Here is a 13,712-nt window from a genome sequence, read left to right as displayed (position 1 = left end):
GCCCCGGCCCCCGCCCCGGTGCACGCCGCGCCCACCATGGCCGGGCCGATCGCCCCGCCGGCCCCCGCGCCCTACGGCCAGCCGCCGCAGCAGCCCTCGTACGGCCAGATCCCCGGCCAGTACCCGGGCCAGGTGCCGCCGCCCGCCCCGGCCCCCGCCCCCTACGGCCAGCAGCCGGGCTACGGCCAGGTCCCGGGCCAGGTCCCGGGCCAGCAGCCCGGCTACGCCCCGCAGGCCGGCGCCCCCGCGGCCGGCCTCGCCGCGGCGCTCCAGCCGTACAAGGAGGCACCCACCGGCTCCCGTTGGACCCCGCAGAACCAGCAGCTCATGCGCGTCGACCTGTCGATGGGCGGCCAGGCCGTCCTCGCCCGCCAGGGCAGCATGGTCCTCTACCAGGGCAAGGTCGACTTCAGCTACAAGGGCGCCGGTTTCGCCGGCCGCATCGTCGGCAACGCCACCGGCCAGGAGATGCAGCTGATGCGCTGCACCGGCCGCGGCCAGGTCTTCCTCGCCGAGAACGGCGCGCACCTGCACGCCATCGAGCTCCAGGGCGACGCCATCTGCGTCTCCGCGGAGAACGTCCTCGCCTTCGACGAGTCCCTCCAGCACGAGGTCCGCCGGATCGAGGGCCACGGCATCCCCGGCGGCGCCCTGTTCACCATGCAGTTCCAGGGCACCGGCACGGTGATCGTCAAGACCCACGGCGTCCCGGTGGTCCTGCCCGTCACCCCGACCACCTTCGCGGACAGCAACGCCATCGTGGCGTGGTCGGCCGCCTCGCAGGTGATCCTCTCCAGCCAGGTCCGGCTGCGGCGCAACGCCTACCCCGGCCACAGCGGGGAGACCGTGAACCTCCAGTTCCGCGGTGCTCCCGGCAACTTCATCGTCGTCCAGCCGTACGAGGTCTGAGGGAGCCCGACATGAACGCAATGAACCAGCAGCTCGCGGGCTTCGCCCCGACCCCCGTCACGGCCCGCATGGAGAACCACGGGCGGTCCATGCTCAAGGTCGCCATGCAGAGCGGCCAGGACCTCTTCGCCCGCACCGGCTCGATGGTCGCCTACGAGGGCTTCGTGCAGTACGAGCCCAACCCGCCGGCCGTGCGCCAGATGGCCTCGCAGTGGGCCACGGGTGAGGGCGCACCCCTGATGAAGTGCACCGGCGACGGCCTCCTGTACCTCGCCGACTACGGCGCCGACGTCGTCGTCATCAACCTCAACAACGACTCGCTCTCGGTCAACGGCACCAACCTGCTCGCCTTCGACGCGCACCTCCAGTGGGGCGTCGAGCGCGTCAAGGGCCTGGCGAAGTTCGCCGGCCAGGGCCTCTTCAACGTCGAGGTCGCGGGCACCGGCTGGGTCGCCCTGACCTCGCGCGGCACCCCGATCGTGGTCGACTGCGGCCGCGGCGAGGACGAGACGTACGTCGACCCCGACGCGCTCGTCGCCTGGTCGCCGAACCTGAAGGTCAAGGGCAAGCGCAGCTTCAAGGCGTCGTCGATGCTCGGCCGCGGCAGTGGGGAGGCCTACCAGATGGCCTTCTCGGGCCAGGGCATCGTCGTCGTACAGCCCAGCGAGGACAGCACCGACCGGCTCCGGGTCCGGGGCTGAGGGGGAGCGGACACATCATGCAGAGCGCACTTTTCGCCCACGCCGAGGCGCAGTCCCAGGACCGGTACACCGTCCAGAACCCGCAGCTGCTGCGGGTCTCGCTGACGGGCTCCGACGACGTACTCGCCCGCAAGGGCGCGATGGTCGCCTACCAGGGGCTCATCGACTTCGACGGCGAGTACCAGACCACGAGCCAGCGCAACGCCCGCCGCCGCACCGGCGAGGGCCTGGACCTCATGCGCTGCTCCGGGCAGGGCACGGTCTACTTCGCCAACCTGGCCCAGTACGTCCACGTCGTGGACGTGGACCAGGAGGGCCTCACGGTCGACAGCAGCTACGTCCTGGCCCTGGACTCCACCCTGCACACCGAGGCCATCGCGGTGGACAGCCAGTACGGGATCTCCGGTTCGGGCAAGTACCAGCTCAACATCTCGGGCCGCGGCAAGGTCGCCCTGATGACCTCCGGGCAGCCGCTGATGATGCACGTCACGCCCGACAAGTACGTCAACGTCGACGCGGACGCCATCGTCGCCTGGTCCACCTCGCTGCGGGTGCAGATGCAGGCCCAGACGCACTCCAGCGGCGTCTGGCGGCGGCGCGGCAACACCGGCGAGGGCTGGGAGCTGAGCTTCCTCGGCACCGGCATCGCGCTGGTGCAGCCCAGCGAGGCGCTGCCGCCGCAGAACGCCCAGGTCGGACAGGGCGTCGCCGCGCAGTTCGGCATGGGCCAGCACGGCTCCCACGCCCAGAACCAGAACAACGCCTGGAACTGATCCGGGACGGCGAAAGGGGCGGCCCCCTACGGGACCGCCCCTTCGTCATGCCCGGATCGGGCGGTGGGCTCAGCCCGTGGCGTCGAGCCGCGCCAGGGTCGCCTCCAGCAGCAGCACGACCGAGGTGTCGGCCACCGAGGCCACCTCCTCGTACGGGAACCAGCGCACGTCCAGGGACTCCTCGCTGACCTCCGCCACCGCGCCGGCCGGGGCCAGCGCCGCGTACTGCACGTCCAGGTGCCAGTTGCAGGGCGCCGGGATCGGATGCCGGTCCAGGCGCACCGGGCCGCCGGGCACCAGGGTCAGACCGTGCTCGATGCCGGACTCCTCGCGGGCCTCGCGCAGGGCCACGTCCTCCATCGTCGTGTCACCGGGCTCGCAGTGGCCGCCCATCTGCAGCCACATGCCCAGCTTCCTGTGCAGGGTGAGCAGCACCCGCTTCCCCACCGGGTCGATCACGAGCGCGCTGCCCGTGACGTGCCCCGCCCCGCAGGGCTTGTAGACCCCGTCCGGGTGGGCGGCCAAGTGCTCCAGGTAGAGGTCGCGCAGCTCGGGCTGGTCCTCGTAGCCCTTCAGGACCAGGACCGCGTCGTCGTGGAGGTTCACTTCTTCTCTTCGCCCTCGCCGTCGCCCTGCTGCTCGCGCTTCTCGGCGGCCTCGCCGAGCATCTTGTCGATCTCGGAGAAGTCCAGCTGCTCGCGGTGCACGAAGCCGTCCGGGTCGTCGAGGTCGGACGCCGTCGGCAGCATGTCCGGGTGCTCCCACAGCCCGTCGCGGCCCTCCACCCCCCGCGCGTCGGTCAGCGACGCCCACAGGCGGGAGGCGTCGCGCAGCCGGCGCGGACGCAGCTCCAGACCGATCAGCGTCGCGAAGGTCTGCTCCGCCGGGCCGCCCGAGGCGCGCCGCCGGCGCATGGTCTCGCGCATGGCGTCCGCCGAGGTCAGCCGCGGCTTGGCGGCCTCGTGCACCACCGCGTCGACCCAGCCCTCGACCAGCGCGAGCGCCGTCTCCAGACGGGCCAGGGCGGCCTTCTGCTCGGGGGTGTCCTGCGGCTGGAACATGCCGCCCTGCAGGGCCTCCTGGAGCTGCTCGGGGTTGGACGGGTCCAGCTGCCCGACCACGTCCTCCAGCTTCGAGGTGTCCACCTTGATGCCGCGGGCGTAGCCCTCGACGGCCCCGAACAGGTGCGAACGCAGCCACGGCACGTGCGCGAACAGGCGGGCGTGGGCCGCCTCGCGCAGCGCCAGGTAGAGCCGAACCTCGTCAGAGGGCACGCCCAGGTCCTTGCCGAAGCCCTCGATGTTCAGCGGGAGCAGCGCGGCCTTGCCCGCCGGACCCAGGGGCAGCCCGATGTCGGTCGAGCCGACGACCTCGCCGGCCAGGACACCGACGGCCTGCCCGATCTGCTGGCCGAACATGGCCCCGCCCATGGAGCGCATCATGCCGAGCAGCGGGCCCGCCATGGCCTGCATCTCCTCCGGCAGCACGCCCCCCATGGCCGCTCCGACGCGCTCGGCGACCGGGTCCACGAGCTCCTTCCACACCGGGAGGGTGGCCTCGACCCACTCGGCGCGGCTCCACGCCACGGCCGTGGTGGCACCCGACGGCAGCGAGGTCACGCCGTCCAGCCAGTGGTCGGCCAGGCGCACGGCCTCCTCGACGGCCGACTTCTCGGCGATCCCGACGCTCGTGTCCTTCACGCCGTCCGCCGTGCCCTGCGCCACGGTCCGGCGGGCGATGTCCTTGGCCATGTCCCAGTTCACGGGACCGCCCTCGTAGCTCAGCATCTGGCCGAGCTGCTGGAAGGCCGCACCGAGGTCGTTCGGGTTCATCGAGCCGAACATCGCGGCGAACGGATTGTCCGCGCCGCCGGGGCCGGCCGGGCCGCCGGGCAGGCCCATGCCGGGGAACCCGAACGGATTCGGGCCGCCCTGACCGCCCTGGTTGCCCTTCTTCTTGCCTTCGTCGCCGTTGTCCGGCTCCTCCGGCGGAAGGCCGAATCCGAATGGGGTGTCGCTCACGGGTTTCCTCGGCTCGTAGGGCCGTCGGCGGGTGCCGACGGGCAATGGTCCGACAACACCACCCAGCGTAGACACCGCAGCCCGCATCCGGGCTCGGTGCTCCGCCGACTCCTGGGCTGCGGCAGGATGGACATCACCTGGTGGGTGCGCGTCACGGCGCGTCCCTACTGAAGACAACCGCTGGAGACGCCCGGTGAGTTCCCCAGATCCGCACGTTTCGGATAAGCGCAGCCGCGCGACGCAGGACGACGACCGCCCCGAGCAGGGTGACGGCGCCCCCGGCGTTCGCCAGCCGCGAAACCCGGACGGGCCCCGTCGGCCCAGCCCCGTGATCGCCGTGACCGGCGCCGCCTCGGGCGTCGGAGCGGCCCTCGTGACCCGCCTCGCCGCCTCCGAGGAGGTCAAGCAGGTCGTCGCCATCGACGAGCGGCGCGGGGACTGCGCGGCCGCGCAGTGGCACGTGCTCGACGTGCGCGACCCCGCGATCGCCGAGAAGCTGCGCGGCGCCGACGTCGTGGTCCACCTCGCCCTGGACCTCGACCTGGAGACGGACCCCGCGGCCCGCACGGCGTACAACGTGCGCGGAACCCAGACCGTGCTCACGGCGGCCGCCGCGGCCGGCGTGCACCGGGTCGTGCTCTGCACCTCCGCGATGGTCTACGGGGCCCTGCCCGACAACGACATCCCGCTGTCGGAGGACTCCGAGCTGCGCGCCACCGCCGAGGCGACCGGCGTCGGGGACCTGCTGGAGATCGAGCGCCTCGGCCGCCGGGCCCCCCGCGCCCATCCCGGGCTCAACGTCACCGTGGTCCGCCCCGCGGTCCTGGTCGGGGGCACCGACACCGCCCTGACCCGCTACTTCGAGTCCCCGCGCCTGCTCGTCGTCGCGGGGTCCCGCCCCACCTGGCAGTTCTGCCACGTGGAGGACCTGGTCAGCGCCCTGGAGTACGCGGCCCTGGAGAAGGTCGAGGGCGAGCTGGCCGTGGGCTGCGAGGGGTGGCTGGAGCAGGAGGAGGTCGAGGAACTGAGCGGCATCCGCCGCATGGAGCTGCCCTCGGCGGTGGCGCTGGGCGCCGCGGCCCGCCTGCACCGCATCGGCCTGACCCCGTCCCCGGCCGGCGACCTCGCGTACACGATGCACCCCTGGGTGGTCAGCGTCAGCGGCCTGCACGCGGCGGGCTGGCGGCCGCGCTGGACCAACGAGGAGGTCCTCGCCGAGCTCCTCCAGGAGGTCGCGGGCCGCCACACGGTCGCGGGCCGCCGGCTGGGCCGCAGGGACGCCGCCACGGCCGCCGGTGCGGCGGGCGCGACGGTGGCCCTGCTGGGCGCGGCCGCGGCGGTGCGTCTGGCCCGCAAGCGCCGCGGGATCTGATCCCGCGGCGCCGGATCCTGTAGGAGGCTCCCAAGGCGGGGGCTGCGGGCCGGGCGAATCAGCTATTTCGCCGGGTCAGCGGCTAGGGCACGATGGACGGTATGGCACCGCACTTCGACCACCCCGGCGAGCAGGCCGCCCAGGACCCGATCCGGCTGCTCGAGATCCGTGACGCCCCGCTCTCGATCGACGAGGTCTTCCGGGCCGTCGGCGACGACGCCACGGGCGGCACGACGCTCTTCGTCGGCACGGTCCGCAACCACGACGGCGGGGCGGACGTCGAGTCGCTCGGCTACTCCTGCCACCCGACGGCGGAGGCCGAGATGCGCCGGGTCGCCGAGCGCGTCGTGGCGAAGTACCCGGTCCGCGCACTGGCCGCCGTGCACCGCGTCGGCAACCTCGCCGTCGGTGACCTCGCCGTGGTCGTCGCGGTCTCCTGCCCGCACCGCGGGGAGGCCTTCGAGGCCTGCCGGATGCTGATCGACGACCTCAAGCACGAGGTCCCGATCTGGAAGCACCAGACCTTTGCGGACGGCTCGGAGGAGTGGGTCGGCGCCTGCTGACGGCTGTGGTCCGAACGGGCCGACCCCGGTCGCGGGGCGGTGGCGGCCGGCGGGTAGCCTCACACCCGTTCGGCCGCGCAACACGCCCTCGATTTGCGTAACCCCACCACGGGCACGAGCGTTGAAGCCACCAACGAAACGCACTTCGGGGTAGGGAGGCACGCCCATGGCATCTCTGGCGTGGTTGCTGATTCCGCTGTTCGCCGCGATCGGCGCGGCGATATGGGGCAGCTGGGCGGCACGTGACCGCACGCAGGGCGACATATCCGAGCTCGCGGGATACGCACGGTTCCGTGAGGCCATGGGCAACGGCCAGGGTCATGGCAGTGCCGATCAGGTCAGGGCGAAGGCCGAGGCCGCTTCCGCCTCCGACGCCGTCTGACGCCGCCCGACCCGGCGCGGGGCGTCCCGCCCCGCTCCATCCCCACCCGCGCACCCCGTGAGAATCCGCTGAGAGTTCCGCGCGCGGACCCCGTACGGACCGGCCCCGAGGGCCGCTCGCCGGAGCCGTCCCGTACTGTCGGATCCATGCCACGCCGCACCGCGACGATGCTCGCCTCCACCCTGGTGCTGTTCGCGCTGCTCTGCGCGGGGGTGTTCATCAAGGTCCCGTACTCCGAGATGAGCCCCGGACCGACCGTGAACACGCTCGGGGACTCGCACGGCGAGCCCGTTCTCAACATCTCGGGGCGCAAGACGTACCCGACCAGCGGTCACCTCAACATGACGACGGTCCGCGTCACGGGCGCCGACTACGACATGAACCTGGTGGAGGCCGTCTACGGATGGCTCGCCGGCGACAACATCGTCGTACCGCACGAGAACCTCTACCCGAACGGCAAGACCGACGCGGAGTCCACCCAGGAGAACGCCGAGGAGTTCAGCCAGTCGCAGCAGAGCGCCAAGGTCGCGGCCCTCAAGCAGCTCGGCATCCCGGTCACGGCCCGGGTGATCGTCGCCTCCGTGGTCAAGGACAGCCCCTCCGAGGGCCGGCTGCACGCCGGTGACGTGGTCAAGGCCGTCGACGGTGCCCCCGTCACCGCCCCCGAGGACGTGGCCAAGCTCGTCACCAAGCACAAGCCCGGCGAACCGGTCGAATTCACCATCGTTCCCGCCGCCGATGCCGCCGCGGCGGCCAAGGCGGGCCGGGAGCCCGTCGGCACCTCCAAGGTCACGATCACCGCGGGCAAGGCGGAGGGCGACGGCCGTGCCATCGTCGGCATCCGGGCCGGCAGCGACCACACCTTCCCGTTCACGATCGACATCAAGCTCGCCGACGTCGGCGGTCCGAGCGCCGGGCTGATGTTCGCCCTCGGCATCGTCGACAAGCTGACCCCCGAGGACCTGACCGGCGGGAAGTTCATCGCCGGCACCGGCACCATCGACGACGCCGGCAAGGTCGGTCCCATCGGCGGCATCCAGATGAAGACCATCGGGGCCCGCAAGGCCGGCGCGGAGTACTTCCTGACGCCCGCCGACAACTGCGCCTCCGCCGCCTCCAACGTGCCGGACGGGCTGACGCTGGTGAAGGTCTCCACCATCGACGACGCCACGAAGTCGCTGGAGAAGATCCGCAAGGGGGACACGGCCGGGCTGCCGCAGTGCAGCGCCAAGCCCTGACCGGTCCGCCTCCCCGGGCCACGGCCCGGTCCGGCTAGGCGAAGGTCGCGGCCAGGGCCTCGGCGAGACCCGGGACCAGGCCCCCGCCGGTGAGGACCTCCGTCGAGGAGTCCTTCTCACGAAGCCGTACGGCGGACTCCCGCGAGCCGTCGCGCAGCACCGCCACGGTGATCCGGACCTCCTGCCGCTCCGGGTGCCCGGCGACCCACTTCGACAGCTGCTTGTCGGTCAGCCCCTCAGGTACCGAGGCCTCCGCGGACGGCGGCAGCATCAGGCGCTCGACGGTCAGCGCGCACCCGACGACGGCGTCGGGCCAGGCGATTGTGCCCAGGAACTTGTCGAGCGGGGTGCCGGACGGGACCGTGTCCTGCTCGATCGGGGTGAGGGAGCTGTGGCCGGCGTCGTCCTTGTCGAGGCCGAGCTGGGAGGCCAGGCGCGGCTCCTGCTTCTTGAGCCGGGCGGTGTCGACCAGCGCGAACAGCCGCGCGGGCTTGTCCCAGCCGAGGCCGGCCGCGTACTCGTCGATCTCGAGACAGGCGCGGGTCAGCGGGCTGGCCGCCATGGGGGTGCCGGGGGAAGGCGAAACGTTGGACATGGACAACATCCTGCCTCCTTTCCGTCCCATACCGGGAACTGACCGGAGCCTCAGTAAGTTGCATGAATGGGCTCTACGATCGGGGGTCCGTTCCATACCAGTACTCAGCGACTTTCGAGGTGCGCACCTTGGCTTTCCAGATGCCGGACCGCGGCGGAGGCCCTTCCGGGCCACGGATGAGAGTCGGACGCCCCTCCCGGCGTGCTCGAACTCTCCTCATGACCTTGGGCGTGCTCGCGGTCCTGGGAATGCTCTTCATCATGTTCGCGGGCTTCTGGACGGACTGGCTCTGGTTCCGCTCCGTGAAGTACTCCACCGTCTTCACCACCACGCTGTGGACCAAGATCGGCCTCTTCGCCGTCTTCGGTCTGCTGATGGCGGGTGCGGTGGGGCTGAACATCTGGCTGGCGCACCGGCTGCGGCCGCCGCTCAGCGCGATGTCGATGGAGCAGCAGAGCCTCGATCGCTACCGGATGAGCATCGCCCCGTACAAGAAGTGGCTGCTCCTGGGCATCTCGGTGCTCGTCGGACTGATCGCCGGTGCCTCGGCGGCCGGTCAGTGGAAGACCTGGCTCATGTACGTGAACGGGGTGCCCTTCGGCACGAAGGACCCCCAGTTCCGCATGGACGTGTCCTTCTACACCTTCGACCTGCCCTGGTACCGCTTCCTGCTCGGCTTCGGCTTCGCCGCCGTCGTCCTGTCGGTGATCGCCGCGACCGTCGTGCACTACCTGTACGGCGGACTGCGCGTGACCAGCCCGGGCGCGCGGGCCACCGCCGCCGCGACCGGGCACCTCTCGGTGCTGCTCGGCCTCTTCGTCACGCTCAAGGCGGTCGCGTACTGGCTCGACCGGTACGGGCTCGCCGTGAAGTCCAGTGACTTCAAGGCATCCGACAACTGGACGGGCCTGCGGTACGTCGACGCGAACGCGTACCTGCCGGCGAAGACGATCCTCGTGGCCATCGCCGCGATCTGCGCCGTGCTGTTCTTCGCGACGCTGTGGCGCCGCACCTGGCAGCTGCCGGTGATCGGCTTCGGCCTGATGGTGCTCTCGGCGATCCTGATCGGCGGGCTCTACCCGGCGATCGTGCAGAAGTTCCAGGTCCAGCCGAACGAGCAGGCCAAGGAATCCCCGTACGTCCAGAAGAACATCAAGGCGACGCGCGACGCCTACGGGATCGCCGGGGCCGAGGTCAAGGACTACCCGGGCGTGCCGCAGACCGAGGACCGCACCAAGCTGCGGTCCGCCGCCGACACCACGGCCAGCCTGCGCCTCCTCGACCCGAACATCGTCTCGCCGGCCTTCCAGCAGCTGCAGCAGGTCAAGGGTTACTACGCCTTCCCGTCCACGCTGGCCGTCGACCGGTACAGCGGTCAGGACACGGTGATCGGGCTGCGCGAGCTGAACATCGGCGGCATCCCGAAGAACAACTGGATCAACGACCACTTCAAGTACACCCACGGCTACGGCGTGGTCGCGGCCAAGGGCACCACCGTCAAGGACGGCGCCCCCGACTTCACCCAGTCCGACCTCCCCTCCAAGGGGATGTTCGGCACGGACTTCGAGCAGCGCATCTACTACGGCGAGCAGACGAAGCAGTACTCGATCGTCGGCGGCCCGCAGAAGGAGCTCGACTACTCCGACGACAAGGGTGAGAAGGAGACCAGCTACCAGGGCGACTCCGGCGTCAACCTCGCCAACCCGGTCAACCGGGCCGCCTACGCGCTGACCTTCAGCGAGCCGCAGATCCTCTACTCGGGCGCCATCGGCGAGGGTTCGCGGATCCTCTACAACCGCACGCCCAAGCAGCGCGTCGAGGCCGTCGCGCCGTGGCTGACGATCGACGGGGCCCCGTACCCGGCGGTCATCGACGGCCGGATCAAGTGGATCGTCGACGCCTACACGACCACCAACGGCTACCCGTACGCCTCGCGCACCACGCTGGGCCAGAGCACCGCCGACTCCCTCACCAACAGCCAGCGCGCGGTGGTGGCCCAGGAGAACCAGGTCAACTACATCCGCAACTCGGTGAAGGCCACCGTCGACGCCTACGACGGCTCGGTCGACCTGTACCAGTGGGACACCCAGGACCCGGTCCTGAAGACCTGGATGAAGGCCTTCCCGGGAACGGTGAAGCCCAAGAGCGAGATCACCAAGCCGCTCATGGACCACCTCCGCTACCCGCAGGACCTCTTCAAGGTCCAGCGCGAGCTGCTGACCCGGTACCACGTCACGGACCCGCAGACCTTCCTCAGCGGCAGTGAGGCGTGGGCCGTCCCGGACGACCCGACGACCAAGGCCGGCACGGCGGTTCCGCCGTACTACCTGTCGATGAAGATGCCGGACCAGAAGGAGAAGGACCAGGTCTTCTCGCTCACCACGACGTTCACGCCGAACGAGCGGCCGAACCTGAGTGCCTTCATGTCGGTCAACGCCGATCCCGGTACCCCGGACTACGGCAAGATCCGCATCCTGAAGATGCCGACCAGCAAGCCGCCGGAGGGCCCCGGCCAGGTGCAGAGCAAGTTCCAGTCGGAACCGAAGATCGCCGAATCCATCCGCCTGCTGCGCGGTGGCGACTCGGAGATCGAGTACGGCAACCTGCTCGCGGTGCCGCTCGACGGCGGAATGCTCTACGTCGAGCCGGTCTACGTCCGCAGCTCCGGCCTCAAGTACCCGCTGCTGCGCAAGGTGCTGGTGACCTACGGCAACCAGACCGCCTTCGAGGACACCCTGGAGAAGGCGCTGAACGTGGTCTTCGGGGCCGAGGCCCCGACCACGCCGGTGCCGCCGGCGCAGCCGCCGGGCGAGGGCACCGTCACGCCCCCGACCAACCAGGACCCGACGGTCAAGGCGGCCCTCTCCGACGCCCAGAAGGCGATCGAGGAGGCCGAGAAGGCCAGGCAGGCCGGTGACTGGGCGGCCTTCGGCAAGGCCCAGGACGACATCAAGGCCGCGCTGAAGCGGGCGATCGAGGCCGAGGCGAAGGCCACGCCCCCTCCGTCGGGTCACCGACGCGGGGTGGAGCAGCTCGGTAGCTCGCTGGGCTCATAACCCAGAGGTCGCAGGTTCAAATCCTGTCCCCGCTACTGAAGACGAAGGCCCGGATCCATGGGATCCGGGCCTTCGTCATGTCCGGACGGGACACGCGGTAGCTGGGGCGGGTGAGTTGGGGCAGGAGCGTGTTTGACTTACCCCACTGTGGGCATGTCGACAAAACGCTGTAGTGACCTCACTGACTGCGACATACCAGGTGTACGCGGGTAGCAGGTGATGCGACGATGGGATTTATGGGGGACAGGTCAACTCTGCTGGAGACAGGGCGGTTTGTGAGGGCGCAGGCCGAAGCGGGCGAAGAAGCCAACGAGTCGGCACCGGTCGCCGACACGCAGTCCGCGCTGACCGATGCAGATTTCGCGCAGGAGATGTTCGCCGAGACCGATGCGGCGAGCGACGCCGAGCTGGAGGCCCGGCACCGGGTGGCCGCCGACAAGGGCGACCCCGGCGCCATGAGCGTGCTCGGCGCGCTGCTGCTGCGCCGCGGAGACCTGGACGGCGCCGAGCCGTACCTGCGCGGGGCCACCGCCGAGGGGGACCGCGCCGCCGCCAACAACCTGGGCGTGCTGCTGCTCCAGCGCGGATACCCCGACGAGGCCGCCGGCTGGTGGCGGGTCGCCGCCGTGGCCGGGTCCGCGCCCGCCGCGCACGCCCTGGGCCGTCACTTCCGCGAGCGCGGCGACGAGCCGGCCGCCGAGTACTGGCTGCGCCAGGCGGCGGAATCCGGCCATGCGCTGGGCGCGTACGGGCTGGCCGACCTGCTGGAGCACCGCGGGGACAAGGGCGTGGAGCGGTGGTTCCGCGCCGCTGCCGAACAGGGCCACCGCGAGGCCGCCTACCGGCTGGCGAGGCACCTGCGCAAGGGCGACCCCGCCGAGGCCGAGCAGTGGTACCGGCAGGCGGCCGCGCGCGGGCACCGGCGCGCGGCGCTGCACCTCGGCGCCCTGCTGGAGGCGCGAGGCGAGCTCAAGGAGGCCGGGCGCTGGTACCTGACCTCGGCCAAGCAGGGCGAGGCGCGGGCCGCGTGCGCGCTCGGCTTCCTGCTGCGCGACGCCGGCGACGAGGACAGTGCGGCGGCGTGGTGGCACCGGGCCGCGCAGGACGGCGACGGCAACGCCGCGAACGCCCTGGGTGCGCTGCACGCCGCGCGCGGCGAGACCCAGACCGCGGAGCGCTGGTACCGCACCGCCATGGACGCGGGCGATCAAAACGGGGCGTACAACCTTGCTCTGCTGTGCGCGGCACAGGACCGGACCGCCCAGGCCGAGCAGTGGTACCGCCGTGCCGCCTACGCCGGGCACCGTGAGGCGGCCAACGCGCTGGCCATCATGCTGCTCCAGGTCGGCGACGCGGCCGGCGCCGAGCCGTGGTTCTCCAAGGCCGCGGAGGCGGGCAGCGTCGACGCGGCGTTCAACCTCGGGATCCTCTTCGCCAGCCGTGACGAGGACCGCACGGCGCTGAAGTGGTACGAGCGGGCCGCCTCGGCCGGCCACACCGACGCGGCGCTCCAGGTCGGGATCGCGCTGGTCCGCGACGGCGAGGAGCGGGCCGCCGAGCGGCACCTGCGGTGCGCGGCGGGCGGCGGCAGCGCGGAGGCGGCGTTCCGCCTGGCCGCGCTGCTGGAGTCGCTGGCCCCGCCGCCGGAGCCGCCGGCGCTGGGGGAGCCGGTCGGCGGTGCCCCGCGCACCGAGAGCGAGGAGTGGTACGAGCGGGCCGCCGAGCTGGGGCACCGCCGTGCCCAGGTGCGCGTCGGCATGCTGGCCGCCGCCCGCGGCGACATGGAGGCGGCCGCCCGCTGGTACCGGGAGGCGGCCGAGGCCGGGTCCCGCAACGGAGCGTTCAACCTGGGACTCCTGCTGGCCCGCGAGGGGAGCGAGCCGGAAGCCGCCCTGTGGTGGACCCGCGCGGCGGTGGCCGGCCACGGCCGCGCCGCGCTGCGCCTCGGCCTGCTGGCGGCCCGCCACGGAGACCTCGCGGAGGGCCAGAAGTGGTGTGCCCGCGCCATGGAGCTGGGACCGGCGGAGGTCTCCGAGCGTGCGGCCCGGCTGCGCGAGGCGCTCGCGGAGGAACTCTCGGCGTGAGACGGCCCCCGGTTAACC

The 13,712-nt window shown here is 71.7% G+C and carries 12 protein-coding genes and 1 tRNA gene; 10 read left to right on the top strand and 3 right to left on the bottom strand.

The window, feature by feature from the left end; translation table 11 throughout:
• The 3 genes from IH80_RS0125320 to IH80_RS0125310 form a co-directional block, all read left to right on the top strand.
• Nucleotides 1-909 (top strand): AIM24 family protein (locus IH80_RS0125320; RefSeq protein ID WP_030963534.1); only part of this gene is annotated, 909 nt, incomplete at its 5' end.
• Between the two features lie 20 nt (nt 910-929).
• Complete coding sequence (locus IH80_RS0125315; RefSeq protein WP_030963531.1) at nt 930-1,610, top strand: AIM24 family protein; 681 nt, start codon at nt 930-932, stop codon at nt 1,608-1,610.
• A gap of 17 nt (nt 1,611-1,627) precedes the next feature.
• Nucleotides 1,628-2,383 (top strand): AIM24 family protein, encoded by a 756-nt coding sequence (locus IH80_RS0125310; RefSeq protein ID WP_030963528.1) that lies wholly within the window; start codon nt 1,628-1,630, stop codon nt 2,381-2,383.
• Between the two features lie 69 nt (nt 2,384-2,452).
• On the opposite strand, the gene IH80_RS0125305 is transcribed toward IH80_RS0125310, so the two are convergent.
• Entirely contained in the window at nt 2,453-2,989 is a 537-nt protein-coding gene (locus IH80_RS0125305) for an NUDIX hydrolase (protein ID WP_030963526.1), read from the bottom strand.
• Nucleotides 2,986-4,404 (bottom strand): zinc-dependent metalloprotease, encoded by a 1,419-nt coding sequence (locus IH80_RS0125300; protein ID WP_030963524.1) that lies wholly within the window; start codon nt 4,402-4,404, stop codon nt 2,986-2,988. Before IH80_RS0125300 ends, IH80_RS0125305 begins: the two co-directional genes overlap by 4 nt.
• Nucleotides 4,405-4,597: 193 nt before the next feature.
• Here IH80_RS0125300 and IH80_RS0125295 point away from each other — a divergent pair, with 193 nt between their 5' ends.
• The 4 genes from IH80_RS0125295 (at nt 4,598) to IH80_RS0125280 (ending at nt 7,959) form a co-directional block, all read left to right on the top strand.
• On the top strand, nt 4,598-5,776 hold the full coding sequence (locus IH80_RS0125295; protein WP_078906738.1) for an SDR family oxidoreductase: 1,179 nt from the start codon (nt 4,598-4,600) through the stop codon (nt 5,774-5,776).
• Between the two features lie 101 nt (nt 5,777-5,877).
• Nucleotides 5,878-6,339: a molybdenum cofactor biosynthesis protein MoaE gene (locus IH80_RS0125290; RefSeq protein WP_030963521.1), complete on the top strand. Its 462-nt coding sequence runs from the start codon at nt 5,878-5,880 to the stop codon at nt 6,337-6,339.
• Nucleotides 6,340-6,505: 166 nt separating this feature from the next.
• Entirely contained in the window at nt 6,506-6,721 is a 216-nt protein-coding gene (locus tag IH80_RS0125285; protein ID WP_030963520.1) for a hypothetical protein, read from the top strand.
• Nucleotides 6,722-6,867: 146 nt separating this feature from the next.
• Nucleotides 6,868-7,959: a PDZ domain-containing protein gene (locus IH80_RS0125280; RefSeq protein ID WP_030963519.1), complete on the top strand. Its 1,092-nt coding sequence runs from the start codon at nt 6,868-6,870 to the stop codon at nt 7,957-7,959.
• Nucleotides 7,960-7,993: 34 nt separating this feature from the next.
• Here the strand turns inward: IH80_RS0125280 and IH80_RS0125275 are convergent, their stop codons facing one another.
• A complete protein-coding gene (locus IH80_RS0125275; protein WP_030963518.1) occupies nt 7,994-8,563 on the bottom strand; it encodes a PPA1309 family protein in 570 nt (189 codons plus the stop codon).
• 110 nt (nt 8,564-8,673) lie between these two features.
• Between IH80_RS0125275 and IH80_RS41005 the strand changes: the two genes are divergently transcribed.
• From IH80_RS41005 to IH80_RS0125230, 3 genes are all read left to right on the top strand, one after another.
• Complete coding sequence (locus IH80_RS41005) at nt 8,674-11,610, top strand: UPF0182 family protein (protein WP_078906741.1); 2,937 nt, start codon at nt 8,674-8,676, stop codon at nt 11,608-11,610.
• Nucleotides 11,572-11,645, top strand: a tRNA-Met gene (locus IH80_RS0125235). The genes IH80_RS41005 and IH80_RS0125235 overlap by 39 nt, the downstream gene beginning before the upstream one ends.
• Before the next feature lie 192 nt (nt 11,646-11,837).
• Nucleotides 11,838-13,694, top strand: coding sequence for a tetratricopeptide repeat protein (locus IH80_RS0125230; protein WP_063757335.1), 1,857 nt, complete (start codon nt 11,838-11,840; stop codon nt 13,692-13,694).
• The last annotated feature ends 18 nt before the right edge of the window (nt 13,695-13,712 follow it).

Source organism: Streptomyces sp. NRRL S-378, from assembly GCF_000720645.1.
Classification (GTDB): Bacteria; Actinomycetota; Actinomycetes; order Streptomycetales; family Streptomycetaceae; genus Streptomyces.
This window is presented reverse-complemented; position numbering and strand designations above follow the sequence as displayed.

What these genes read in the sequence shown, in the direction of transcription:
- IH80_RS0125290 (WP_030963521.1), top strand. Translation starts at nt 5,878, where the DNA reads ATGGCACCGCACTTCGACCACCCCGGCGAGCAGGCCGCCCAGGACCCG.
- IH80_RS0125275 (WP_030963518.1), bottom strand. Translation starts at nt 8,563, where the DNA reads ATGTTGTCCATGTCCAACGTTTCGCCTTCCCCCGGCACCCCCATGGCG.
- IH80_RS0125315 (WP_030963531.1), top strand. Translation starts at nt 930, where the DNA reads ATGAACCAGCAGCTCGCGGGCTTCGCCCCGACCCCCGTCACGGCCCGC.
- IH80_RS0125230 (WP_063757335.1), top strand. Translation starts at nt 11,838, where the DNA reads ATGGGATTTATGGGGGACAGGTCAACTCTGCTGGAGACAGGGCGGTTT.
- IH80_RS0125285 (WP_030963520.1), top strand. Translation starts at nt 6,506, where the DNA reads ATGGCATCTCTGGCGTGGTTGCTGATTCCGCTGTTCGCCGCGATCGGC.
- IH80_RS0125280 (WP_030963519.1), top strand. Translation starts at nt 6,868, where the DNA reads ATGCCACGCCGCACCGCGACGATGCTCGCCTCCACCCTGGTGCTGTTC.
- IH80_RS0125310 (WP_030963528.1), top strand. Translation starts at nt 1,628, where the DNA reads ATGCAGAGCGCACTTTTCGCCCACGCCGAGGCGCAGTCCCAGGACCGG.